Annotated in this window: 18 protein-coding genes; 8 read left to right on the top strand and 10 right to left on the bottom strand. The window is 64.7% G+C overall.

Annotation, left to right across the window (positions count from 1 at the left end; genetic code table 11):
• Positions 1 to 3: 3 nt before the first annotated feature.
• The 3 genes from ptsP to QRN25_RS14315 are packed head-to-tail and all read right to left on the bottom strand — an operon-like array spanning position 4 to position 4,738.
• On the bottom strand, positions 4 to 2,541 hold the full coding sequence (gene ptsP, locus QRN25_RS14325) for a phosphoenolpyruvate--protein phosphotransferase (protein WP_285020015.1): 2,538 nt from the start codon (positions 2,539 to 2,541) through the stop codon (positions 4 to 6).
• A gap of 38 nt (positions 2,542 to 2,579) precedes the next feature.
• Complete coding sequence (gene nagA, locus QRN25_RS14320) at positions 2,580 to 3,719, bottom strand: N-acetylglucosamine-6-phosphate deacetylase (protein WP_285020013.1); 1,140 nt, start codon at positions 3,717 to 3,719, stop codon at positions 2,580 to 2,582.
• The gene (locus QRN25_RS14315) at positions 3,716 to 4,738 is read right to left on the bottom strand and encodes an SIS domain-containing protein (RefSeq protein ID WP_285020035.1); all 1,023 of its coding nucleotides are present in this window, start codon (positions 4,736 to 4,738) and stop codon (positions 3,716 to 3,718) included. Before QRN25_RS14315 ends, nagA begins: the two co-directional genes overlap by 4 nt.
• Before the next feature lie 536 nt (positions 4,739 to 5,274).
• On the opposite strand from QRN25_RS14315, the gene QRN25_RS14310 reads away from it, so the two are divergent.
• From QRN25_RS14310 to QRN25_RS14300, 3 genes are all read left to right on the top strand, one after another.
• Complete coding sequence (locus QRN25_RS14310) at positions 5,275 to 7,992, top strand: TonB-dependent receptor (protein ID WP_285020011.1); 2,718 nt, start codon at positions 5,275 to 5,277, stop codon at positions 7,990 to 7,992.
• Positions 7,993 to 8,076: 84 nt separating this feature from the next.
• Positions 8,077 to 10,434 carry an alpha-N-acetylglucosaminidase gene (locus QRN25_RS14305; protein WP_285020010.1) on the top strand — a complete coding sequence of 786 codons (2,358 nt, stop codon included), beginning with the start codon at positions 8,077 to 8,079 and terminating at the stop codon, positions 10,432 to 10,434.
• Complete coding sequence (locus QRN25_RS14300; protein WP_285020009.1) at positions 10,431 to 11,555, top strand: acyltransferase family protein; 1,125 nt, start codon at positions 10,431 to 10,433, stop codon at positions 11,553 to 11,555. Before QRN25_RS14305 ends, QRN25_RS14300 begins: the two co-directional genes overlap by 4 nt.
• Before the next feature lie 112 nt (positions 11,556 to 11,667).
• Here QRN25_RS14300 and QRN25_RS14295 read toward each other — a convergent pair whose 3' ends face one another.
• Positions 11,668 to 12,564: a GGDEF domain-containing protein gene (locus tag QRN25_RS14295; protein ID WP_285020008.1), complete on the bottom strand. Its 897-nt coding sequence runs from the start codon at positions 12,562 to 12,564 to the stop codon at positions 11,668 to 11,670.
• A gap of 253 nt (positions 12,565 to 12,817) precedes the next feature.
• Here QRN25_RS14295 and QRN25_RS14290 point away from each other — a divergent pair, with 253 nt between their 5' ends.
• Genes QRN25_RS14290 through QRN25_RS14280 form a run of 3 tightly spaced genes read left to right on the top strand, consistent with a single transcriptional unit; the run spans position 12,818 to position 17,107 of the window.
• A complete protein-coding gene (locus QRN25_RS14290; RefSeq protein ID WP_309298989.1) occupies positions 12,818 to 13,528 on the top strand; it encodes a response regulator transcription factor in 711 nt (236 codons plus the stop codon).
• Positions 13,497 to 14,852 carry a FecR domain-containing protein gene (locus QRN25_RS14285; RefSeq protein ID WP_285020007.1) on the top strand — a complete coding sequence of 452 codons (1,356 nt, stop codon included), beginning with the start codon at positions 13,497 to 13,499 and terminating at the stop codon, positions 14,850 to 14,852. Before QRN25_RS14290 ends, QRN25_RS14285 begins: the two co-directional genes overlap by 32 nt.
• Positions 14,849 to 17,107 carry a CHASE2 domain-containing protein gene (locus tag QRN25_RS14280; protein ID WP_285020006.1) on the top strand — a complete coding sequence of 753 codons (2,259 nt, stop codon included), beginning with the start codon at positions 14,849 to 14,851 and terminating at the stop codon, positions 17,105 to 17,107. The genes QRN25_RS14285 and QRN25_RS14280 overlap by 4 nt, the downstream gene beginning before the upstream one ends.
• Before the next feature lie 189 nt (positions 17,108 to 17,296).
• Here QRN25_RS14280 and QRN25_RS14275 read toward each other — a convergent pair whose 3' ends face one another.
• From QRN25_RS14275 to QRN25_RS14255, 5 genes are all read right to left on the bottom strand, one after another.
• A complete protein-coding gene (locus QRN25_RS14275) occupies positions 17,297 to 18,280 on the bottom strand; it encodes a formylglycine-generating enzyme family protein (protein ID WP_502910469.1) in 984 nt (327 codons plus the stop codon).
• A 347-nt stretch (positions 18,281 to 18,627) separates the two neighbouring features.
• Positions 18,628 to 19,494: an SDR family NAD(P)-dependent oxidoreductase gene (locus tag QRN25_RS14270; RefSeq protein ID WP_285020005.1), complete on the bottom strand. Its 867-nt coding sequence runs from the start codon at positions 19,492 to 19,494 to the stop codon at positions 18,628 to 18,630.
• Complete coding sequence (locus QRN25_RS14265; RefSeq protein ID WP_271183118.1) at positions 19,491 to 20,048, bottom strand: nuclear transport factor 2 family protein; 558 nt, start codon at positions 20,046 to 20,048, stop codon at positions 19,491 to 19,493. The genes QRN25_RS14270 and QRN25_RS14265 overlap by 4 nt, the downstream gene beginning before the upstream one ends.
• Positions 20,038 to 20,934, bottom strand: a complete 897-nt coding sequence (locus tag QRN25_RS14260; protein WP_285020004.1) for an SDR family NAD(P)-dependent oxidoreductase — start codon at positions 20,932 to 20,934, stop codon at positions 20,038 to 20,040. Before QRN25_RS14260 ends, QRN25_RS14265 begins: the two co-directional genes overlap by 11 nt.
• Positions 20,931 to 21,476 carry a nuclear transport factor 2 family protein gene (locus tag QRN25_RS14255; protein ID WP_285020003.1) on the bottom strand — a complete coding sequence of 182 codons (546 nt, stop codon included), beginning with the start codon at positions 21,474 to 21,476 and terminating at the stop codon, positions 20,931 to 20,933. Before QRN25_RS14255 ends, QRN25_RS14260 begins: the two co-directional genes overlap by 4 nt.
• Positions 21,477 to 21,539: 63 nt before the next feature.
• On the opposite strand from QRN25_RS14255, the gene QRN25_RS14250 reads away from it, so the two are divergent.
• Positions 21,540 to 21,707 (top strand): hypothetical protein, encoded by a 168-nt coding sequence (locus QRN25_RS14250; RefSeq protein WP_271183115.1) that lies wholly within the window; start codon positions 21,540 to 21,542, stop codon positions 21,705 to 21,707.
• Positions 21,708 to 21,781: 74 nt separating this feature from the next.
• Here the strand turns inward: QRN25_RS14250 and bdcA are convergent, their stop codons facing one another.
• Positions 21,782 to 22,495, bottom strand: coding sequence for an SDR family oxidoreductase (bdcA, locus tag QRN25_RS14245; RefSeq protein ID WP_271183114.1), 714 nt, complete (start codon positions 22,493 to 22,495; stop codon positions 21,782 to 21,784).
• A 167-nt stretch (positions 22,496 to 22,662) separates the two neighbouring features.
• On the opposite strand from bdcA, the gene QRN25_RS14240 reads away from it, so the two are divergent.
• On the top strand, positions 22,663 to 23,568 hold the full coding sequence (locus QRN25_RS14240; protein ID WP_285020002.1) for a LysR family transcriptional regulator: 906 nt from the start codon (positions 22,663 to 22,665) through the stop codon (positions 23,566 to 23,568).
• Positions 23,569 to 23,627 lie beyond the last annotated feature (59 nt).

Here is a 23,627-nt window from a genome sequence, read left to right as displayed (position 1 = left end):
CCGTCACAGTCCCACCTCTCTGAGCATTTCCGTCGCAAGCGCGCGGACTTCCGTTGCGCTGGCGGCGTCGAGAGCCTTGCGCGCCAGCGCCTTGCATTGCGCGTCCGTCACCGCCGCGAGCGACGCCTTGACCTCAGCCACCTGGCCCGGCGCCGCAGACAGTTCGCCGACGCCCAGTCCGACTAGCAGCCCTGCCGCCAGCGGATCGGAGGCAAGGCCCCCGCATACACCGACCCATTTCCCGAAGCGCTCTGCGCCCGTGCAGGTCTGCGCGATCAGACGCAGCACTGCCGGATCCAGCCCGTCGAGCCCTCCGGCTACCGCAGGGTTCCCGCGATCCATCGCTAGAGTGTACTGTGTCAGGTCATTAGTGCCGACCGACAGGAAATCACATTCGGCAGCCAGGCGGTCGGCCATCACGGCGGCCGCCGGTGTCTCCACCATTACGCCCAGTTGCGGAACGGCGACGCCCAGCGCCCGAGCCTCGGCGAGCAGCACCTCTCGCACCGCGCGCAATTCCTCGATCCGGGCGATCATCGGCGCCATGATCCGTATGTCGCCCGAAGGCGTCGCGCGCAGGATGGCGCGCAGCTGCGTTGACAGCACTTCTGGCCGCGCGAGCCCTACGCGAATGCCTCGCAGGCCAAGCGCCGGGTTTTCCTCCGCCGCGATCGGGAGATAAGGCGCGGGCTTGTCGCCACCGATGTCCAGCAGTCGCACGATGAGCGGGCGCCCTTCCAGCGCCTGTGCGATTGCGGCGTAGCACGCCATCTGTTCGTCCTCATCCGGTGCTGTGGCGCGGTCGAGGAACAGGAACTCGGTCCTCAGCAACCCGCAGCCTTCTGCGCCTTGCGCCAGAGCGGGCGCGACATCGTCGAGCTTGCCCAGATTCGCGAAGACCTCGATCCGTTTACCATCTGCAGTCGCACCGTCACGCCCCGCCGCCGCGAGCGCGGCAGCACGGCGCGTTTCGCGCATGGAGGCGGCGGCTCGCGCTGCGCTCAGCCGTTCGGCAGGCGGATCGACTTCGAGCGTCCCCGTCACCGTATCGAGCACGACCATGGTCCCGTCCGCGATCTCCAGCACCGCGCTGCCCAGTGCCACCAGTGCGGGTAGACCCCGGCTTGCGGCAATGATTGCGACATGCGATGTCGGCCCGCCACGAGCGGTCGCGATCCCGGCGACGCCTCCCGGAGAGAGCGCCGCCACTTGCGAGGGTAGCAGGTCGTCCGCGATCAGGATCGCACCCGCAGGCGGCACCATCACCGGAGGCTCGTCGCCTGCGAGGCACCATTGCACGCGCAGGTCGAGGTCGATGAAATCCGCAGCGCGCTCGGCGAAACGGGCATCGCCGGTCGCACGCAGCCCCGCTGCCTCGGCATGGAGGACGCGCCGCCAGGCCTCTCCCGCGCTCACGCCATCAGCGATTAGCGCCTCCGCCGCTCCCGTCAGTTCCGGATCGTCGAGCAGTGCGAGATGGGCGCCGAGGATCGCTTCTTCTTCGGCATGCGCGCCCGCCGGACTGCAGAGCGCGGTTCGGACCGCGATCAGCGCGTCACGCAGGCGCGTCGTCTCGACCTCGGGACCCGCACTGATTTCATCGATCACGGGTTCGGTTTGAACCGGGCGCCAGACGGGGCCGACCGCTATCCCCGGCGACGCCGCTACGCCCGGCAGGGCTGCTCCTGCAGCCGGGACGGAAAATTCGGCGCCTGATACCGAGGTGATCGGTGCTCTGACGGCAGATTCGGCAGGAAAAGGTGCGCCTTCTCCCATGCCGCTCTCGATCATCTGTACAAGCTGGTCGAGCACCGGCTCTGCGTCGGGACCACTCGCCAACAAAGCGACTGTGTCTCCATGACGCACAGCGAGGCGCAGCATCGCGGTCGGGCTGGCCAGAGACGCTTCGCGGCCTCCGACAGCAACGTGAACCTTCACCGCAGCAGCAGCACGCACTATTTCGGCCAGTCTTGCGCACGGACGGGCGTGTAGCCCATGGGCAAGGGGAATTCGAACCTTACGCTGCAGCCTGGCTTCCGGCGCTCGGCCCGTATCGAGGGGCTGATCCGACGATGTGGCCTCGTCGCGAACGAGACGGGCCAGCGGCTCGCCTACTTCGATCGTGCCGAAAGGCGCAATCCACTCGATCGCATATCCGGCCGGTTCGGTAACCAGCAAAGGCGTGACGAGACTGCGCGCCTTGCCGACGACTTCGTCGAGGGCGACGCGCAAGAGCGGCTGTCCTTCATCGACATGCGCGCCGATGTATACCAGCGGTGTGAACCCGGCTCCGCCCAGGCGCACCGTGTCCAGGCCGAAATGGAGGAGCAATTCCACGCCTTCACGCAGACGCAACGTAACGGCATGCCCAGCTTCGTGAAAGCCGATGACTTCTCCCGCAGCCGGTGCGTGCAGCACTTCGCCGAGCGGGTCGATGGCCACGCCTTCTCCCAGCATGCCTCCGGCGAAGACCGGATCGGGAACTTCGTCCAGCGGGCAGAGCCAGCCGGAGAGCGGTGCGCTGAGGGAAATGGACGGCATCTCGGTTCCCGGCAATTGGACGGTAGAAAAAAGGGAATTCAGGCGAAGCGACGGCCGCCTATCCAGGTCTGCATCGGCTTCAACTCACTGTCGAGCAGTGCAAAATCGGCACGATACCCCGGCTGAAACGCGCCGTAGTCTCCGGCGAGGCCGAGGAAAGCGGCGGGCGTCGCGGCGGCCATACGGGCGGCTACCGGCACGGCGATCCCCGTCATCGCAACGACGTTGCGAACAGCGCTCGCCATGTCTAGCCCCGAACCGGCAAGCGTTCCGGCGGCGTCGGTGCAGATACCGTCGCGCACGAAGATCTCGTGGCCGTCGAGGTGGAACGGCGCACCATTGTTGCCGACGCCGGGCATCGCATCGGTGACAAGCATGATCCGCTCTGGCGACTTCGCCTTCAGCGTTAGACGCAGGATGGAGGGGACGACATGGACGCCATCGGCGATAAGACCGCACCAGACCTCATCGTTGTCGAAGGCCGCGCCGACCAAACCCGGCGCGCGATGGTGCAACGGCGCCATCGCATTGAACAGATGCGTAACGCCGGTGATGCCGTGCGCGAAACCGTTGGCCGCCTGTTCCGAAGTTGCGTCTGAGTGGCCAGCGCTGAGGATGACCCCTGCCGCTACAAGCTTGGTCAGATCGGCGGGATCGGCCAGTTCTGGGGCGAGCGTCACCATTACCCGGCCCCGGCGAGGTCGGGTGAGCAGCGCCATCGTTTTGTCGTCGAGCGGGATCAGCCGCTCTTCGGCGTGGATTCCCTTGCGACGCGGATTGATGAAGGGCCCTTCGACATGAATGCCGACCACACCGGGGACACCCGCTACGATCGCCTCATCCACCGCGTCGAGGCCTCGGGCAATTACGGAAGGGTCGGCACTGATCAGCGTGGGCAGAAACGCCGTCGTGCCGTAGCGCGCATGCGCTGCGCCGATCGCGGCGATGCCTTCCAGCGTCGGTGTGTCGTTGAACAGAACGCCGCCACCGCCGTTGACTTGCACGTCGATGAAGCCGGGGAGCATCCAGCCCCCGGCAAGGTCGATGCTCTCGTCCGCCCGCTCCTGACCGAAGGCGGCAATTGAGCCGATGCGCTCGCCCTCCATGGTGATGCGCGCTTCGGAAAGTACCGCGTCGGCCGTCGGGATGTAGCCATTGAAGACATGAAGGACGGTCATCGCGTGCGCGTCACCTTGGCAAGATAGGGTGGGCAGTCGGGATTTTTCCCGCGCGCGAGGGACAAGGCATTGGCCATGCGATAGAAAGACGCGATCGTCGCGAGCGGCGCAAGCTCCGCGCGCAGCGTCAGAGCCGGAAGATGATGAACGCCTTCCTGCCCTTCATCCCGTGCAGATGCCAGCCAGACGCGGGCGCCGCGCGCCGCGAATTCGCCGCAGAGCGTGCGAACGTCATCTCCGGCGCTGTCGGGGCCGGCGAAAGCGATCACCGGAAAGCCCTCGCGCACGACGGCCATCGGTCCGTGACGCACTTCGGCCGAGCTGAACGCCTCGGCGTGGAGGCCGGACGTTTCCTTGAACTTGAGCGCCGCCTCCTGCGCGACGGCGAGGCCGTAGCCGCGCCCGATCACGAAGAGATTCGCGGCATCGCGCAGGCCTTCTCCCAAAGCGGACCAGTCCAGCGCGAAAGCCTCGTCCAGCGCGGAGGGAAGCGCTGCGAGATCCGCCTCGAACGCCGTATCGCCACGCCAGGCTGCGACGATCGCGGCAATGCCCGCGAGCGAAGTGATATAGGACTTGGTTGCCGCAACCGAACGCTCGGGGCCAGCGCACAACGGCAGGACGACGTCCGCCATCGCCGCCAGCGGCGAATCCTCGTCGTTGACCAGCGCCACCACGAGCGCGTCCGCCGCCTGCTGACGCTCGACGGTCGCCAGCATGTCCGGACTGCGGCCCGACTGCGAGATTGCGAGACAGAGTGTCCGTCCCGCCGACGGCATGACCTGCGCATCATAGAGAGATACGGTGGAGAACGCAGCAGATACGGTCGGCACGCCGAGCAGAGTCTCCACGAGGTACTTCGCATAAGTCGCGGCGTGGTCGGAGGAACCGCGTGCGCACGTTACCAGCAGTGCAGGCGGGGCGGCGCGCAGGCTCTCGCCCAGCAGCCCGAGCGCCACACGATTATGCGAAAGGAAGCGCGACACCGCAGCCCCCGCTTCGGCCGCCTCGGCGTGCATGAGCGTGACGCAGGATTCGCCGCCCTGAACTTCGGGCGATTCCGTCTGGGAACCAAGGGTGGCGTCTGCTGTCACGTTCGATGTTTCCTCGTTGGCGAGCGCTGATGCGAATCGGGGAATATTGCGAGAGAATGTCACCAGGACATTGGCATCATATGGCGTAAAATTCATAACACAATGGTATTTTAAAGGTATCTAAATAGGTGATAAGATGGATCGCTTGCCTTCGGCGACCGGCTAGTATCTCCACAGCACTCCACCGCGCATAACCCGGTGAGAGTAGCTGAATTCAGGGTAATTCAGGAACTTGCGAAGGTTGATCGCGATGACACGGTGCAGGCAAGCGCCCGATCCAAAGGCTGCCAATGATTGCAGGTGGAAGCAATACCAAAATATTCACTTTCGTCTTCAAATGGACTTGACTTGCTTTCAGGTCTTTGTGACATCATTGGATAACAAATCAAAAAACGTTCGCAGGAGGTGCGGAGGGTCCACCGGGCTTTTCCGTTCCCAGAAACACGTCTCAGGGGGTAGTCATGACAAGTTCAGAACGCGTTATCGATCCGATTGCACGGCGCCTCGCCAAGGCCGCCCTGCTCCTTTCCTGCTGCGCACCGGCACTGCTGGTGCCGAGCGGCCCGGCCATGGCCCAGGAAGCCGCCGCGCCCGCAGAGGGCGATGCCGCCGACATCGTCGTCACCGGCTTCCGCAGCAGCCTTGCCAACGCCCTCGACGCCAAGCGCAACGACGTGCGCGTGACCGACGGCATCTCCGCCGAGGACATCGGCAAGTTCCCCGCCGAGAACATTACCGAGGCAATTCAGCGCATCTCCGGCGTCCAGATGTCCAACATCAACGGACGCGGCGCGACGATCAGCATCCGCGGCCTTGGCCCGCAGTATGCGATGACCACGATCAACGGCCAGACCTTCAAGAGCGCCGACTTCACCGACGGTTTCCGCTACGATATCATCCAGACCGAACTCGCCAATGCGATCGAGGTCATCAAGTCGCCCACGGCTGCGATGGACACCGGCGGTCTTTCGGGCACCGTCAACATCTCCACGCCCAAGCCGCTGGACTACAAGGACCGCCAGATCATCCTGTCGGTGAAGGGCCAGAACTCGGAATACGCGGGCGGCAAGATCACGCCCAAGATCAGCGGCAGCTACGTCGACCAGTTCGCCGACGGCACCATCGGCGTCTACGCCAACCTCGGCTACCAGAAGCTGCGCGACCGCGCCGACTACATGTGGATGGACCGCTGGGCCACCACCACCGTCGATGGCGAGACCGTGCAGCTCCCGCGCCGTCCGCGCTACCGCCGCATCGACCGCGACACCGAGCGGCTGATGGCCAGCGGCGGCCTGCAGTGGAAGCCGTCCGACCGCTTCGAGATGAACGCGACGGCGATCTACGCCCGCGACAAGACCGATTACGACCTCAACCAGCAGGTCTTCCTGTTCGACACCTCGCGCATCACCGTGAACGAAGTGAACAACGGCGTCGCCACCAACGTGACCGCCACGAACTTCACCATGGAAAACAACCGCCAGCACGAGGACCGGAACCTCACCAGCCAGGGCTACACCCTTGGCGCCAAGTGGAACGACGGCACCGGCTGGGTCGCCAGCACTACGCTGAACTACACCAAGGGCACGACCTATCAGGATGAAAAGGCGGCGATCGTCGGCGTCAACATCCCCAGCGCCTCGATCGACTTCTCCGATCCGAACGACGTGAACTTCACCGTCGGCACCGACCTTACCGATCCGAGCCTGTATCAGCGCAGCACGCTGACGCGTAACGAGTATCCCAACGGCGCCACCCGCCGCATGAACTCGTCGGAGAAGTCCGCGCAGTTCGACCTCAGCCGCGAAGTCACCTTCGGACCGATCTCGAAGCTCAGCACCGGCGTGAAGTACCGCCACGAAACCTTCAGCCGCTACGTCTCGCGTCACGACATGGTCGCTCTGGCCAATGCCCCGAGCGCGACCAGCAGCGTCTTCCCGGACATGACGACGACCTACTACCCGGTCTCCGGCTTCCTCAACGGCGCCTCGGGCATCCCGACCTCGTGGATCGGGCCGGATCTCAACGCCTACGAAAAGGCGCTCGCCGCCGCCGGGATCGTCGTCCCCGACATCTTCGCGCCGGAAGCGAGCTACAACGTCGATCGCTACATGCCCTCGGTCTACGCGATGGCGGACATCGACACGACCATCGCGGGCATGCCGCTGCGCGGCAACGTCGGCCTGCGTTACGAGCACACCAAACAGAAGGTGCTCGGCAACGTCACCGAGCCACGCACCGACGGCTACGAGGAAGTCCAGCAGAAGATCGGCGAGTACACGCTCACCCAGAAGTACGGCAACTTCCTGCCCAGCCTGAGCCTTGTGGCCGAGCCGGCCAACGACCTGCAGGTCCGCTTCGCCGCCGCCAAGGTCCTGGTGCGTCCGTTCATGGACTCGCGCACCTCGATGGCGCAGACGACCTCGACTTCGGCGAACACCGATCCGGTCGGCACCAATACGGTCACCGTCGATCTCGGCCAGGCCGGCCTCAAGCCGCTGACCGCCAAGCAGCTCGATCTGGGCGTCGAGTGGTACTATGACCACGGCAACGCGCTCTCGATCAACGGCTTCTACAAGTGGATCAAGAACGGTACGTATTCGTCGCTGGTCTGCCCGACCTCGTTCGACGGCACGGCGCTGTCGAGCAACGCGGGCGGTGAGTGCGTCGATACCTCGGGCAACATCTACGACATCACCCAGACGCTCAACGATCCCAGCACGATCCGCGTGAAGGGCTTCGAGGTCAGCTGGACGCAGTCGTTCGACCGCTTCCTGCCGTTGGACGGCTTCGGCATCATGGCGAACTTCACGCGCGTCTACCCGCAAAAGGTCGCGATCGGCACCGGCTACACCATCCGCAACCTGTCGAAGGTGACCTGGAACCTCGTGCCCTACTGGGAGAACGAGCACTTCAACATCCGCGCGGCGATCAACCACCGCAGCGGCTACGAGCAAAACAGCGCCGACAGCTTCTTCGCCTATGCCGGCCACGTCGTGAAGGCGCGCACGCAGGTCGACATCAGCGGCGGCTATTCGCCCAACGAATGGCTGAGCTTCTCCGCCGGTGTCATCAACCTCAACAACAGCCGCGAGGAAGCGTACTATACCGACTCCTCGATCTGGCAGGAGAGCAGCTTCTACGGCCGCAGCTTCTACCTTTCGGCGACGCTTAAACTCTGACATCGCCATGACGACAAGGTGCGTGCCCGGGCCTGTGCCGGGCACGTACCAACCTGTTCAAGACTGTTGCAAGGACTACCCCCGATGACCGCGATCCGCATCCCGCGTCCGTTCAAGAAGGGGAGCCTGCGATGGGCGGGCACCGCCCTGCTGCTGGCCACCGCCGCGCAGCCTTTCGCGGTCGCTGCGAAAGACAATCCTTCCCCGGCTTCATCGGTCAACTCTCCTCCGGCCGGTGAACAGCCCGGCGTCGATTCCGCCGCCGCCGCGCTGGCCCGCTTCGGCATTCCGGCCGACAGGCTCTCCCTCAGCCTGAAGCCGGATGCCGGGGCGGCGCACTACCGCGTGCGCATCCGCGGCGGACATATCGAGGCCGAAGGCACCTCCCCCGTCGCGCTGGTGCGCGGTGTCGCCACCACGCTGGAAAAGCTGGGACGCCTGCACGTCAGCTGGGAAGGCCGCCGCCTCGGCGCGCTGGACGCCCTGCCGGAGATGGATACCGGCGAAGTCGCCTCACCCTTCGCGCTGCGCGCCTACCTGAACACCTGCACGTACGGCTACACCACCCCATGGTGGGGCTGGGATCGCTGGGAGCAGGAGATCGACTGGATGGCCGCGCACGGCGTCGATACGCCGCTGGCGATGGAAGGCCAGGAATACGTCTGGCGCGAACTCTGGCGCGAAAGCGGCCTGAGCGAGACCGCGATCGCCGAGAGCCTCTCCGCCGCGCCGTTCCTGCCGTGGCAGCGCATGGGCAACCTTGCGGGCTACCGCGCGCCGCTGTCGTCGGGCTGGATCGAGAAGAAGCACCAGCTCCAGCTGCGCATCCTCGCGCGCATGCGTGCGCTCGGCATGAAGCCGGTGCTGCCCGCTTTCGCCGGATACGTGCCCGAGGCATTCGCCAAGGCCCACCCCAGGGCCCGCATCTACAAGATGCGCGCGTGGGAGGGCTTCCCGCCGACCTATTGGCTCGACCCGTCCGACCCGCTGTTCACGCAGTTGGCGGCCCGGTTCGTGACGCTTTACAACCGCACGTATGGCGAGGGTGAATACTACCTTGCCGATGCCTTCAACGAGATGATCCCCCCGATCGCCGAGGACGGCAGCGACGCCGCTGCCGCCGAGTACGGGGACTCCATCGCCAACACCGCCGCCACCCGCGCGGCGGCATTGCCGCCTGCGGTGCGCGATGCGCGCCTTGCTGCGTATGGCGAGCGGCTTTACGGCTCGATCACCGCCGCCGCGCCCAAGGCCACATGGGTCATGCAGGGCTGGCTGTTCGGCGCCGACAAGGCGTTCTGGACGCCCGAGGCGATCGCCGCCTTCCTCAGCCGCGTACCCGACGACCGCATGCTGATCCTCGACATCGGCAACGACCGCTACCCCGGCATCTGGCAGAAGACCGACGCCTTCGACGGCAAGGCGTGGACTTATGGATACGTCCACAATTACGGCGGCAGCAACCCCGTCTACGGCGACCTCGAATTCTACCGCCGCGACATGGCCGCGCTTCACACCGATCCGCGCAAGGGCCGCCTGACCGGCTTCGGCCTGTTCCCAGAGGGACTGCACAGCAATTCGGTGGTCTACGACTACGCCTACGACCTCGCCTGGGGCGAGCCCGACCGCCCGCTTGCCGACTGGCTGGGCGAGCACCTGAAGGCCCGCTATGGCGAGGTTTCCCCGGCGCTGGCGAAGGCCTGGGAACAGGCGGCTGCGGGCGCCTATCGCACCCGGTACTGGGAGCCCCGCTGGTGGCAGCAGCACGCGGGCGCCTACCTGTTCTTCAAGCGCCCCATGGCGGAAGGCGCGGACTATCCCGAAGCGCCCGGCGATCCCACCAAGCTGCGCGATGGGATCACCGCACTGCTGGCCGCCGCGCCCGGCAAGCCGTCAAAGCTGCTCACTTACGACATCGTCGATCTGACCCGGCATTACGCCAGCATCGAACTCGACCATCTGCTCAAGGCGACGCTGGCGGCGTACCGGGACGGCAAGCTGGCCGAAGGCGACCGGACACGCCTCCGAATGGGCACGCTGGCACGGCGGGTCGACCTCCTCGCGGGCAACCAGCAGGAAACGCTCGGCTCGTGGATCGCCGATGCGCGCGCTTATGGCGATACCCCGGCCGAGAAGGCCCGCTTCGAGGAGGAGGCCAAGGCCATCGTCACCGTCTGGGGCGGCGAAGGCCACTTGTCCGACTACGCCTCGCGTGCATGGCAGGGCCTCTATTCCGGCTACTACCTGCCGCGCTGGGAGAGCTTCCTCACCGCCCAGCGCGCTGCGGCAGCCGCTGGAAAGCCGCTCGACGAGCCTGCCACCCTCGGCGCCATCCGCGCATGGGAGCAGCAGTGGATCGCCGACGGACGCCAGTGGAAGCGCAAGGCCCCCAAGGACCCGATCATGCTCGTCCGCGAAATCCTCGAAGAGACCCGCCCGTGACCGCCGCCGCCAAGCCGCAGCGCTTCGCCTCGCTCGACGTGTTCCGGGGCGTCACCATCTTCCTGATGATCCTCGTCAATACGGCAGGTCCGGGCGCGCCCGCGTTCGCCCAGCTGGTCCATGCCAAGTGGATCGGCTTCACGCTGGCCGACCTCGTGTTCCCGAGTTTCCTGTTCGCGATGGGCAACGCGATGAGCTTCGCCATGCGCAAGCCGATCGCCACCGGACCGTACCTCGCGAACCTCGCAAGGCGCGGGATGATCATCTTCGCGCTCGGCTTCCTGATGTACTGGTTTCCCTTCGTCCGGCATGACGCCGACGGCTGGAGCCTTGCGCCCTTCGCGCTTACCCGGGTCCCCGGCGTGCTGCAGCGTCTGGCTCTGTGCTACGTTCTCGCCGGACTTCTGGTCCGCTGGCTGGACTGGAAAAAGCTGGTGCTTGCCTGCATCGCCCTGTTGCTGGGCTACTGGGCGATTCTGCTCGCGTTCAGCCTGCCCGGCGAGGCTTATTCCAAGACCGGCAACGCCGGGACCCTGCTGGACCTGTACCTTCTGCCCAGGGAGCACCTCTACAAGAAGGACGGCGGCTTCGACCCGGAGGGCTTCCTCGGCACGCTTCCCGCCACGGTCAACGTGATTGCCGGCTATCTTGCCAGCCTCGCCATCCTGCACGCGGGTTCGCTCGAAAGGACGTTGCGGGCGCTTGCGCTGGGGGGGCTGGTGCTTACCGTGGCTGCTCTAGCCTGGAGTCCGTGGTTCCCGATAGCCAAGAAGCTGTGGACCGGCCCGTTCGTGCTGCTCACCGTGGGACTGGCCATGATCCTGTTGGCGATCGCCAGTTGGCTGTTCGAGGTCAAGGGGCTGCACGGGGGCAGGCGCTTCTTCACGATCCTCGGGCGCAATCCGCTGGCGATCTACCTGTTCTCCGAACTCTTCGTGGTTACGCTTAATCTCGTGCGCGTCGCCGGCTATGGCGGACTGTATGACTGGATCGGCATCGCCATCTTCCAGCGCATCGCACCAGACGCGATCGGCTCGCTGCTATGCGCTTTGACATACACTATGGTTTGCTGGAGCGTTGGCTGGACGCTCGACCGTAAGGGACTGATACTCAAGGCATAGTATCGTCTTCGGTCTGGGCGGAATTATGTTCTCTGCAGGAAAGCTGGCGGGGCTGCACATCGCTCGGTGCGAGGCCGGTAAAGAGCGAAAGCGACTGTGACTTTTCAGGAAGCTACCGCAGCGAACGCTCTGCTGCCGAACAGTCATTGATCTCCCAGCGGTTTCGACCGTTGTTCTTTGCCCTGTACAACGCAGTATCGGCCTGTGCGAAAAGCCCTGTCGGATCGACGGGAATCGATAAGGCTTGCGCTGCAACGATGCCGATGCTGGTCGTGAGCCGCCCGTATGCGCTGGCGGGATGCGCGATCGCAAGAGTGTGTATCGCCTGCTGGCAATTGGCCGCTACGGCCACTGCACCCTTGGCATCGGTTTCGGGAAGGATCAGCACGAACTCCTCACCGCCATAGCGACAGGCGAGATCGCTTGCCCGCCGCAAGCATGTACCGAGAGCGTCGGCGACGAGACCAAGGCATCGATCGCCTTCCTGGTGCCCAAGATTGTCATTGTAGGCCTTGAACCAGTCAATATCTATGATCAGAAGCGAGAGAGGGGTCGCCGATCGCCTTGCCCGTCTGACTTCACGGTGGAGCGCGGCATCGAACCCGCGCCGGTTCAGCAGTCCGGTGAGGTGGTCCTGGCGGGATGCCATCAGAAGGCGTCGACGCGAAGCGCGAAGTACACGTTCGATCCGGAGACTGCGGGTAACGTCCATGGCTACGGCCAGCAGCGCGGTGATGGCGAGGCCTGCGTGTCGCAAGGGATGAAATGTGACGGCGTAATCGCGTCCGCCCATGATGAACCGGTGATCAGGGAGAGGCAGGCCGAGGTCGGCCAACTCAAAGCACCGGTGCAGCACCGGCGCGGCCCCGGGGACCAGGTCGTCAGCTTGCCGCCCCAACAGCGTCGGAAGGCCGAACATCGTGGCCGCCGCTTTGCTGGCCTTGCCGATTGTAAGATTGCGATCGAACATGCAGGCTGCCAGCGACATCGATCCGAACAGGTGTTCCACGATCCTCCAACGGCGCTCGCAATGGAAAGGTCGCAGCCGCCTGTGAGGCTCCCGTCAACCATCGCCTTGTTCTCTAGGGACTTTCCCTAGTTAGCTTGAGTCGCGCCATAAGCGGCGTGGTTTGGGACTGTCATGTAAAGGAGTGCAAAATCGGACCTGCCCTTCTTCGAGACACCACCTGTAAAACATTGCAAAGCCCGGCCGCCCCGCCTCGCAATCGGCATCGGCGCTGCTATGGCGGAGTCTCAGCCCTGTGCAGGGGCAAAAAAGGGCGGCCGTGCGGATAGCGATACTTGAGGACGATGTGGCCCTGGCTGGGCTTGTGGAGATGACGCTCGCAGAGGCTGGCCATTCCTGCGAAGTGTTCGGCGAGGGTCAGGTTCTCGTGCGGGCATTACACCGATCAACCTACGATCTCCTCATTCTCGACTGGAACGTGCCGGGGCTGTCCGGCCTTGAGGTCATATCGTGGGTGCGAGACAATCTGGAGATCGCACCGCCTTCGCTGATGCTCACCAGCAGGTCCGCGGAAGAGGATATCGTCGCCGGGCTGACTGCCGGCGCCGATGACTATGTGATCAAACCGGTCGCACCGGTCGTGCTCAAGGCCAGGATCAACGCCTTGGCGCGCCGGGCCTATCCCGCAGCGCTGTCGGGTTTCGAACACTATGGCAGCTACTGCTTCGACACGCGGGCCGAAACGGTCGAACTCTCCGGTGAGCCGATCGCCCTGACCGCGAAGGAATTCGCGTTGGCGCTGCTCCTGTTCAGGAACATGCACCGCGCTCTGGCGCGCGCCTACATTTTCGAAGCCGTATGGGGACGCAACCCGAACCTCCCCACGAGAACCCTCGACGTGCACATCTCAAACGTCAGGACCAAGCTGCATCTTCGCCCGGATAACGGCGTCAAGCTGGTCCCGATCTACTCGTATGGATATCGACTTGAAGCCCTGGCATCGTAGAACCCGCGTATCGGCAAGCGCCGCCCTCCTGCTGCTGGCGGCAGTTCCCGGCGGGATGGCCGTCGCGAGGCCCGACGGCACCGCGGTGGTGGAGCCGGCGCGCCCTGATGTGCGTTACGTAGTCCGGCCCGGAGACAATCTCTTTCGGCTGGCCGCCAACTACTTCATCCGCACCGAAGACTATCGCATCGTCCAACGGCTCAACCGGGTGGCGGATCCGCTGCGGTTGCCGGTCGGCATGGTGCTCGTCATCCCGCGCGCGCTGCTGCGGCACGAGCCGGTGAGAGGGACCGTGCACAGCGTTCGCGGCGCGGTGCGGATCGGCGGAAAGTCGGCTGCCGTCGGCATGACCGTGGGCGAGGGCATGCTCATCGAGACCGGGCAGAAGTCGTTCGTCACGCTCGCGTTGCCCGACGCGACGACCATCGCCCTGCCGTCGCAGTCGACGGTGCGCGTGCAGCGCCTGCGGCGCCTGGTGTTCGACAGCCACGTCGAGCGGCTGTTCGGCATCGAGCGGGGCGGCGCGAGCGCCACCGTCACGCCGATGACCGACCCGCAAAGCGATTTCCGGTTCTCCACCCCCCGGGCCATTACCTCGGTGCGGGGCACGAAGTTCCGGATGGCCTATGATGCGGATGCCGGGCTGGCGACGAGCGAAGTGCTGGAAGGCAAGGTCGGTTTCGATGCCGAGGCGCACGAGACACAGACGCTGCCCGCAGGCTTCGGAACGACAAGTGAACTGTCGGAGCCGGTCGCCCTGCTGCCTGCTCCCGAACTGCTTGAGCCGGATGCGGCCCAGACCGGCGAAGGCCTACATTTCATCCTGAAGCCGTTGCCCGGCGCCACGGCCTACCATGTGCAGATCGCCGCCGACGCCAGGTTCCTCGAGGTTCTGGACGAGGCGACCAGCAAGTCTCCGGAGTTGCGGTTCGCGTCGCTGCCCGATGGCGCCTACTTCGTGCGGGCAACCGCTATCGACCGTAACGAGTTGGAGGGCGCGCCCGCGACATCCTCCTTCCAGCGCCGCCTCGAAGGGCTGCGCATGGGCATCGAGATGGGTTGGGCGGGGCCGTATCGCCAATACCTGTTCTGGTGGAACGCGCGCGATTGGTCGGGCGCACGGTTCCGCTTCCAGCTTGCCAAGGCAGGCAAGGAGGCAAGACCGCTGGTCGACCTGCCCGAACTCTCGAACACGTCCCAGCCGGTGATCGATCTGCCGCGCGGCCGCTATCGCTGGCGCGTGCAGACCAGCCGGCTCGTCGACGGTAAGGTCAGTACCGAATGGTCGGATTACGGCGAGTTGAGGGTCGAGGGGAACTGGTGAGGGTACGGCGGCATCTCAAGCTGCGTACCCAGTGGTGGCTGATCGTCATCGTCACCAGCCTGCTGGTCATGCTCATGACGATGGACCGCACGATGGAGCGGTTCGACAACGGCATCTACGATCACCTGCTGCAACTCGCTCCGTCGCCGTCATCCGATACGATCCTGCTGGTTGAGATCGATGACGACAGCGTTCGAAGGATCGGTCGCTGGCCATGGAACCGCGCGACCCATGCAGCGCTAATCGACCGGCTCAATGCGGCGGGGGCGAAGGCGATCGGCTACGATGTGCTTTTCACCGAGCCAACCGATGCGGGCAACGATGATGCGCTGGCGCGCTCGATGGCAGGTGGTGCTCCGGTCTACCTGCCGGTTCTCCCGGGCCTTTCATCGGGCAGCGGCGCCGCGGCGATCCTTCCGATCGACCTGTTTCGTAACGCCGCCGCCGGGATCGGCGGCGCCACCATCGCGCCGGACCCGGACGGTGTCGTGCGCGCGGCACCGCGTTCGGATCAAGGGCCCGGCCGGTCCCAGCTGCTGATGCGCGTCATGGCGCAGTCCCTCGCAGGAGGCAGGAAAGTCTCCTTGCAGGGCAGGCTGATCCCGTTCGGCGGTGGCGCAGGGCGCTGGCCCGAGATCCCGGCCGCAGCGGTTCTGGCAGGGGAGGTGCCCGCCGAGTTCGTAAAGGGCAAGATCGTCCTCGTCGGCGTAACTGCGTCCGGGCTCGGCAGCCGATACGCAACGCCCGCCGGCGGCGTGTTGTCCGGGCTCGAAATTCAGGCCTATCTGCTTCAGGGGCTGCGTGCCGGCACGATGATGATGCAGGCCAGCCTGTCTTCCTGCCTCGTCGCGGGATTGCTGCCGCTGTGGATCTTGATGTTGGGGCTGGGGCCTTTCAGGCGGATGCCGGCGCTGGCCTGCCTGGCATTGTGCTCGGCACTGGTGCTGGGCCTATCGATCTGTGCACTGATGCTGCTGCGCATATGGCTGCCCCCTTCTGCAGCGCTGACCGGTCTTGCATTGGCCTATCCCATCTGGGGATGGAGGCAGTTGGCGGCGACCGAACGGTTCATGCGCGCACAACTCGAGCGCCTGCAGGAACAGCCTATGCTGGTTCCGCAAAGCGACGTCGTTCATGCCGAGAGGGGCGTCGAATACACGATCGCATTATTGAACGCCGCGATCACCCGTCACCGCGAGATGCGCCATTTCGTCGCCGACCGGCTCGACCAGTTGCCGGACGCAACGATCGTGTCAGATCTGAATGGCGCCATCCTGCTGGCGAATGTGGCGGCGCGCAAGCTTTTCGCTGCCGAGGTCGGGGGACTGCAAGAGGGGAGCAGCGCGGCATCGATCATGAGCCGATGCCGCCTCGCGGGCAGCGGTGAGGCGGTTCGCTTTCCTCCTGCGATCGAGGAGCCGATCGCCTGCGAGGTACAACTCGATCAGGGGCGTTTCTTTCTTGTCGGAATGGCCGGACAGACCTCGGCAGAGGGAGGATGTGTCGGCTGGGTTATCCGTTTTGTCGACGTCAGCGAAGCCAGGGCCGCGCAAAAGCAACGCGACGACGTTGTGCAATTGCTCACCCATGACATGCGCTCACCCCAGGCATCGATCCTTGCGGTACTCGAAACCGCGCCTTCCGATCGTATTTCACCCAGGGAATCCGGTATCATCCGGCACTATGCGGAGCGTACTCTGCAACTCGCCGACGGGTTCGTCCAACTGGCCCGCGCGGAAAATCTCGAGTATGCCTTGGAGGAAGTCGATCTCGGCGACATGCTGATGGACGCGATCGATGATCTCTGGCCGCAGTCTAAGGCCAAATACATCGACATCGTGACCCGCGGGGACGAGCGGCTACTGGTCATGGTGGAGCGGTCCTTGCTGACCAGGGCGCTGGTCAACGTGATCGGCAATGCCATCAAATACAGCATGCAAGGGACGACCATTACGTGCGCGCTTTCCAGCGAGCCGCGAGGTGATGGCTCGATGTGGGCCGTGTGCGCGATCGAGGACCAGGGACCGGGAATCGAGCCGACTTTGAAGCAGGCGATCTTCGAGCGCTTTCACCGTGGGCCGGTCGGCCTGGGGCCGAGGACCAACGGTGCCGGTCTCGGACTGAGCTTCGTCCATACAGTGATGATTCGTCATCACGGGCAAATCGAATGCTATAGCGAGCTTGGACGGGGGACAAGATTTATGCTCAAGCTCCCTTTGCAAAAAGGAAATTCCACTTCAAGAGATTTCGCGTAATTTAATGCTAAATTGTTGAAATAGCTTGCATTCATAGTGAATATTTAACAAATGGTGGTGCGATATATTATTCTGTTTGCTAATTTAATCGGCGAAATTTATGTAAAATCGCGGCGATGTTCGGTGATATAGCCTGAGGCGAGAGCAACCGCTTACCTCAGCTTGCAGGTCGGTCGTGCCCGCTTATGTTTATACTGTCGGGCGCAGCACACAGCGAAAGCCGATGTGCGAGGTTGCGGTGTCTATCATCTCGGGGTGACGTGCTGCTGGACGATAGCGCTGGCAGTAATTGGCCGCGCACAGGTGTGATCCACCTTTCAGAACCTTGCGACCGATCCGGACCCGTGGCTGATCGGGGTCGAAACTGTCCTTCAATCTGCCGCCGCGAGGATTGCTGACGGTGCAGCATGACTGGCCCGCTTTCTTCTTCGAAGCACCGGGGTTGTCGCTCCACCAGTCGGAGGTCCATTCCCACGTGTTGCCGATCATGTCGAACACGCCGTAGCCGTTGGAGGGATAAGTGCCGACCGGAGAAGTGCGTTCCCACCCGTCGAGCATCTGGTTGGCGAAAGGAAACAGCCCTTGCCAGTAGTTCGCCATCATCGCTCCGCCGGGGGCCAGTTCGTCGCCCCAGGCATAGTCGGCGTCGTCCAGCCCGCCGCGTGCGGCAAACTCGAACTCGGCTTCGGTCGGGAGGTCCTTGCCCGCCCACTTCGCATAGGCCTCGACGTCCGCATAGGCGACCTGCACGACAGGGTGATCCCATAGGCCGAGCCTGTCGACATCACTGTCGGGGCCGAGCGGATGGCGCCAGTCGGCACCGAATTCGAAGCGCCACCAGTTGCCGGGGTTGGCGGTGTCCACCGGCGTCGCGGTCTTGTGGAACACGAGCGATCCGGCGCGGTCCATGCCCGGCAGCATTCCGGGATAGTCCTTGGGGTCAGGCGCGATTTCGGCGACGGTCGTGTATCCGGTCGCCTCGATGAAGGCGGCGAACTGGCGGTTGGTCACAGGCGTGGTGTCGATCCAGAAGCCATGCACAGAGACCCGGCGCGACGGGGCTTCTTCTGGGTAGAAACGGTCGGAGCCCATCGTAAAGGCACCGCCCGCGATCCAGGTCATGCCAGTCGGCGCAGTGGTCTGCTCCGGTGCGGTCAGGTGGTCGGTATCCATCTCTTTTCCTACTCAGGACAGCCCCTGCAGATCTTCGCCGGGAGGTTCTCCCAATCGAAGATCGGGGTGGAGGATGTAGCGATCCATGGGCGTCAGGGCCAGATACTTCCCCGCGCTCTTGAGCTATCGATGTCTCGGTAGATCACCGCCGTCGCAGCATCCAATGCGGGCAGTGCCGCTCTGTAGAGGGAAGCAAGGTCGGCGTTCGAGCAATTTCCCGTTCGTTACGCGAAGCGCCCGCTCTCGCAGGGCACGCTCCAGTCACGATGTCGATTGGCAATCACTGACTACAGTGAACAGGCCAAAGGACGCCGGCGCTGGAGAAGCAACGCTGATTAACGGTTGCTTCACGATGTATCGCCCGGCCTCCACAACGGCGCGCCGCGGCTTTCGCGCAGCGAGGGGATCGTCCGCCCGTCCCTATCGGTCACGCCATATTCGGCGGCAAGTTCGGCATTTATGAAAGTTCCGCCCGATTTCGACCTGCTCGCCGGATCCATCGCCAGTGCCGCAATCACCCGTCCCGGGAACTCGGGGGAGGAGCCGACCGCGCTGTTGAGCTGGTTCGCCATGCCCGGAACCGACTTGAGGTTCTCGGTGGCGCGCTCGGTATAGGTGAATCCCTGCCAGAGGGAGATCGCGCTGACGCCCGTGTCGCGAAGCTCGTGGGCCATGTCGCGCATCATCCGGTCGGTCGCGGTCTTGGTCGTCCCGAAGACCACGTCGTACGTGTAGGTCACGCCTACGTAGCCGGATAGCGCGGCGATCAGCCCGGAGCCCTGCGGCACCATGATTCGTGCCGCATGCCATGCCGCGACGTAGGCGGCACGCAGTCCGGTGTTCCAGATCTGCCATTCCTCATCGAGCGGCTTGTCCCAGAATCCGGTGTGTTGGGTCATGCTCTCGGGAATGGCCATGGCGTTGTTCACCAGCAGGTCGAGGCGCCCTTCGTCGCGCGCGACCTGTTCGAACACCGTGCGGATCTGCGCATCATCGAGCAAGTCCAGCGCGAGAGCGACGCCGCGTCCGCCGCGCGCGTTCACTTCGGCGACCGTTTCCTCCAGCGAACCGGGCAAGGCGTGCCCCCCGGCGGATCGGGTACGGCCAGTAACGTAGACCGTCGCCCCTTGCTCCGCGAGCGCGCAGGCCACGCCCTTGCCGATGCCGCGCGTGGCCCCGGTGACGAGTGCGACCTTGCCCGAAAGCCCGCTCATGACGATTTGGCGGGATTGGCCGGCTGGCGCAGGTTGACGAGTGGACGGCGATAGGACGGATCGCTGCCGTTGCGGGCTGATACGCCGTTTAGCGCAATGTCGGGCACGTCGGCGAAGGGGATTGGCATCGGCGGCGGCATGAAGCCCCACTCGATCACGTTCGTGCGCAGGGCGATCCTCCATTCGCCGTCCCGCCGTTCCAGCCGGTCGACATAGCGCCCGCCCGCGACCCAAAGGCTTTCATCGCGGTTGCGGCCGACGAACTGGTAGTAGGTCTCGGCATGGGCGATGTCGCCATCGAGATCGATGTTGGATTGCAGCAGCGCATGGTGCGTGACGATCTGCCCAGCCTCGTGCATCGGGATCGCCCAGTCCCAGCAGTCTGCGGCGCTGCCCACGAAAGGCCCCGCCGCCGTTTCGGCATCGTCCCAGAAGGCCGACAGGTAGATGGCGCGGTCGAACCGGTCCATGCCCCGGGAGAAGCGCTCCAGGCATTCGCGGATCTCGTGCTTGTCGAGCATCGCGGCGATGCGCCCGTCACGATCATTTGCCACGATAGTCAACCTCCGAGATGGGCTTCCATATCGGCGATCCCCGGGTCGCGCGCGCCGATGCGATGACGCTGCCGTCCACGTCGGTCAGGCCGTATTCCTGCGCCAGCTCTGCGGTGATGAATTCGCCCCCGGAGCGCTTCATGACCTCGGGATCGGCGGCGAGCGCGGCGACCACGCGCCCCGGATGCTCGACGGAACTGCCCTGCATCGAAGTGATGGACGTGGTCATCCTGTCCCCCATCTTTGCGAGGTTGTCCCGCGCCTTCTCGGTCAGGGTCAGCCCTTGCCACAGGGTCAGCGAGGCGACGCCGTGGGGTTCCAGTTCGATCGCCATGTCACGCGCCATGCGGTCCACTGCGGACTTGGAGGTGCCGAAGATCACGCCATATGTATAAGTCACCGCCGCAAAGCCCGAGATCGCGACGATGAGCCCCGACTTCTGCGGCGTCATGATCTTCGCCGCGTGCCAGGCCGCTACGTAGTTCGACTTCACCCCGACATCCCACATCTCCAGATTGGAGAGCGGCTTTTCCCAGAAGCCCTTGGGCTCCAGCAGGTCGTCGGAAAGCGTGAAGGCGTTGTTGACCAGAATGTCGAGGCGGCCCTGTTCCGATGCGATCCGGGCGAACAGCGCGGCCACGGCCTCGTCGTCGCCATGGTCGCAGGCGACGGCTATGCCGCCGCCGCTGCTCTTGCGTCCGCGCGCGTCGCATTCGGCGGCGGTCCCGCCGACCGTGCCGGGCAGGTAGTAGTCACCCTCGTTGACGGTGCGGCCGGTGACGTAGACCGTGGCGCCCTGCTCGGCGAGCACGAGCGCTATGCCCTTGCCGATGCCCCGGCTGGCGCCGGTGACCAGCGCGACCTTGCCCGCAAGCGGGGCGCTCATGCTGCAGTTCCCGCGAACCAGCCTTCGCTGTAGTCGGCTTTTGCGCGGCCGGGGAAATGGTCGGCAGTGAAGGGGTAGCCCATCACGCCCCTGGACCAGTCCGCAGCGGCGCCCCAGTCCTGTTCCCAGTCATAGAGCATCACGCGGTCGGCAATGCGCCACTCGGGCTCGCCCGATGCGCCGGGCCGCTTCTCGAAGGTGTCGAGGTAACGACCGCCGATGCAGGTGTCGCGATCGCCTTCGCCCATGTCGATCCGGTGGTACGAGAACACATGGGTCTCAGCCCGTGCCGTCGCCCCCGCCAATTCGATGTGCGACTGGCCGAGCATATGTTGGGTGTCCTTGATCGCGTCGGCACCAGGCACCACCCATGCCAGGTAGGCGTCGAAGGAGCCGTTGTGCACGCCGTAGTCGAAGCGCGCGTCGGGCCACCAGCATGAACGGATCAGTTCCGCGCTGCGCCGGTCCTCGCCGCGCGCCAACCGCGCCACGCAGGTTCGGATCGCCTCCCGGTCGATCATCTCGCGCAAAGCCTGCTCCATCCTCGTTCCCTTCCGGCGAGCCTTTGCGGCCCTTGGTTGCCAAGTATCACGGAAGAGGCCGACGTGATCGACCGGATCGTCTCTTCCAACCCCGGTTCAATGCCGCAAAAGCCCCGCCGCGACTTGACCAATGTGGCCAATCAGGGCGCCGAAGCGCCCTGGTCCAAGGCGGATATGGACCGGAAAGCCCGGATAGCCGGGCTTCACGTCCAGAGCTCAGGCTTTGCGTGACGGTATTGATCGCCTATGCGGAGTTTGGATGAACCTGGTATCTGCCGCTGCATCGTTCGTTGCCGCGGGTTCCTTCAGGCGCCGAACCCGCCGTCTATGGTATGGAGCGCGCCGGTGACGACACCTGCTTCGGGGCCGGCCAGATAGGCGACCATGCCGGCGATTTCTTCGGGCCGGGCGTGGCGCTTGATGGCCATGAACGTGTGCATGAAATCCTTCATGGGGCCGTCGCCGGGGTTCATGTCCGTATCGGTTGGGCCAGGCTGGACGGCGTTGACGGTGATGCCCCTCGCGCCGAAGTCACGGGCCAGGCCGCGCGTCAGCCCCTGGATCGCGGACTTGGTGAGCGCATAGGCCGCGCCGCCCGCGAACGGAATGCGATCTCCGTTGGTCGATCCGATGAAGATGATCCGGCCGTTGTCCGGCATGCGCCGGGCTGCTTCCACCGCGGCATGGTAGGGCGCACGGATATTCACGTCCAACATGCGGTCGACGGCATCCGCATCCTGTTCCAGCGGATCGCCGAGCACGAGAACGCCGGCGTTGACGACAAGGATGTCGAGCGGTCCTGCCTCCGCGACGAGATCGATCACCGCATCGCGGTCTGCCGCGTCCGACCGGACTGCCTTTCCGCCGGTTTCGGCCGCAAGTGCCTGGGCGGCCTCCGCTGCTCCGGCGTAGGAGAAGGTCACGGCGGCCCCGCCGGCGGCCAGGCGCCGGACGATCGCGGCGCCGATGCCCCGGCTGCCGCCGATGACGAGTGCTGTTTTGGCTGAGAAGTCGGTCATTTGTACTGCTCCGTCTTGTGTCGGACTTGCCTGCTTCCGATAGTTCGAACAGGCATCTGCCGCTTGCTTCCTCCCGCACGCTGCGGGCTGTCGACCGCAAGATGAATTCAGGCCATCGTGCGCACTAGCCGCCAAATTCCGGAATAGGCTTTCGGGAATGCCGAACGATGATGAAACTTGAAGGAGTGGCCGCGTTCGTTGCCGTGGCCGAAGCAGGATCGATAAGTGAGGCGGCGCGACGCATGGGCCTCGCCAAATCGGTCGTGAGCGAGCGCGTCGCGGAACTCGAAAGACTGTTGGGGGCCAGCCTGATGCAGCGCACGACCCGCAAGTTGTCCCTCACCGGCGAGGGTGAAATGTTTCTTGAACGGGCGCGCCGGATCATCCGCGAAACGGTCGAGGCACAGGCGGAGATAGCGGAGAGGCGAGGCTCCCTGTCCGGACCACTGCGCCTGGCCGGGCCGATCGGGTTCGGTACGCTGCACCTCGGGCGAATACTGAATGCATTCCTGGCCGTACATCCGGACATCGACCTCAGCATCGATCTCGACGACAAGTTCGTGGACGTCGCCGCCGACGGGTATGACGCGGTGATCCGTCACGGTCCGATCCAGGACACGCGCCTGATCGCAAAGCGCCTGGCCTCAAGCAGACGCCTCCTGGTCGCCGCACCATCCTATCTGGAAAAGCACGGTATGCCCGCCTCGCTGGAGGAACTGGATCGGGCCCGCGCGATCCTCTACTCCAACCGCTCCGCAGACTGGCGGTTCAATGCCGGTGAACGCGAAACCATCCTGCGGCCGCGCGCCTGCCTGCGCGTCAATAACGGCATCGTGATGCGCGACGCCGCACTCGCGGGTCTCGGCATCGCACTGCTCCCTACGTTTTTCACGTATCGACAACTGGAAGATGGCACGCTGCGGCAAATCGACGTGGGGGCGCAAGCAGAGGGAGCGGAACTCTACATCGCCTATACGCGCAACCGCAGCGCCTCGGCGAAGCTGGCGGCACTGACGGAATGGCTGCGGGCGGAGATTGGGACGCCTGCGTATTGGGAGAAGCAAGAAACCTGAATCTTGTCCCGCGCCCAAGTATGCGTGGAATAAGCCGGGGAGCGGGAGAGAACTTCCCG

It is taken from the genome of Novosphingobium sp. fls2-241-R2A-195, from assembly GCF_030209485.1.
Classification (GTDB): Bacteria; Pseudomonadota; Alphaproteobacteria; order Sphingomonadales; family Sphingomonadaceae; genus Novosphingobium; species Novosphingobium resinovorum.
The sequence above is the reverse complement of the archived record's forward strand: the minus strand, read 5'-3'. Positions and strand labels throughout refer to the sequence as shown.

What these genes read in the sequence shown, in the direction of transcription:
- ptsP (WP_285020015.1), bottom strand. Translation starts at nt 2,541, where the DNA reads ATGCCGTCCATTTCCCTCAGCGCACCGCTCTCCGGCTGGCTCTGCCCG.
- nagA (WP_285020013.1), bottom strand. Translation starts at nt 3,719, where the DNA reads ATGACCGTCCTTCATGTCTTCAATGGCTACATCCCGACGGCCGACGCG.
- QRN25_RS14315 (WP_285020035.1), bottom strand. Translation starts at nt 4,738, where the DNA reads ATGCACGCCGAGGCGGCCGAAGCGGGGGCTGCGGTGTCGCGCTTCCTT.
- QRN25_RS14310 (WP_285020011.1), top strand. Translation starts at nt 5,275, where the DNA reads ATGACAAGTTCAGAACGCGTTATCGATCCGATTGCACGGCGCCTCGCC.
- QRN25_RS14305 (WP_285020010.1), top strand. Translation starts at nt 8,077, where the DNA reads ATGACCGCGATCCGCATCCCGCGTCCGTTCAAGAAGGGGAGCCTGCGA.
- QRN25_RS14285 (WP_285020007.1), top strand. Translation starts at nt 13,497, where the DNA reads ATGGATATCGACTTGAAGCCCTGGCATCGTAGAACCCGCGTATCGGCA.
- QRN25_RS14275 (WP_502910469.1), bottom strand. Translation starts at nt 18,280, where the DNA reads ATGGATACCGACCACCTGACCGCACCGGAGCAGACCACTGCGCCGACT.
- QRN25_RS14270 (WP_285020005.1), bottom strand. Translation starts at nt 19,494, where the DNA reads ATGAGCGGGCTTTCGGGCAAGGTCGCACTCGTCACCGGGGCCACGCGC.
- QRN25_RS14260 (WP_285020004.1), bottom strand. Translation starts at nt 20,934, where the DNA reads ATGAGCGCCCCGCTTGCGGGCAAGGTCGCGCTGGTCACCGGCGCCAGC.
- QRN25_RS14255 (WP_285020003.1), bottom strand. Translation starts at nt 21,476, where the DNA reads ATGGAGCAGGCTTTGCGCGAGATGATCGACCGGGAGGCGATCCGAACC.
- bdcA (WP_271183114.1), bottom strand. Translation starts at nt 22,495, where the DNA reads ATGACCGACTTCTCAGCCAAAACAGCACTCGTCATCGGCGGCAGCCGG.
- QRN25_RS14240 (WP_285020002.1), top strand. Translation starts at nt 22,663, where the DNA reads ATGATGAAACTTGAAGGAGTGGCCGCGTTCGTTGCCGTGGCCGAAGCA.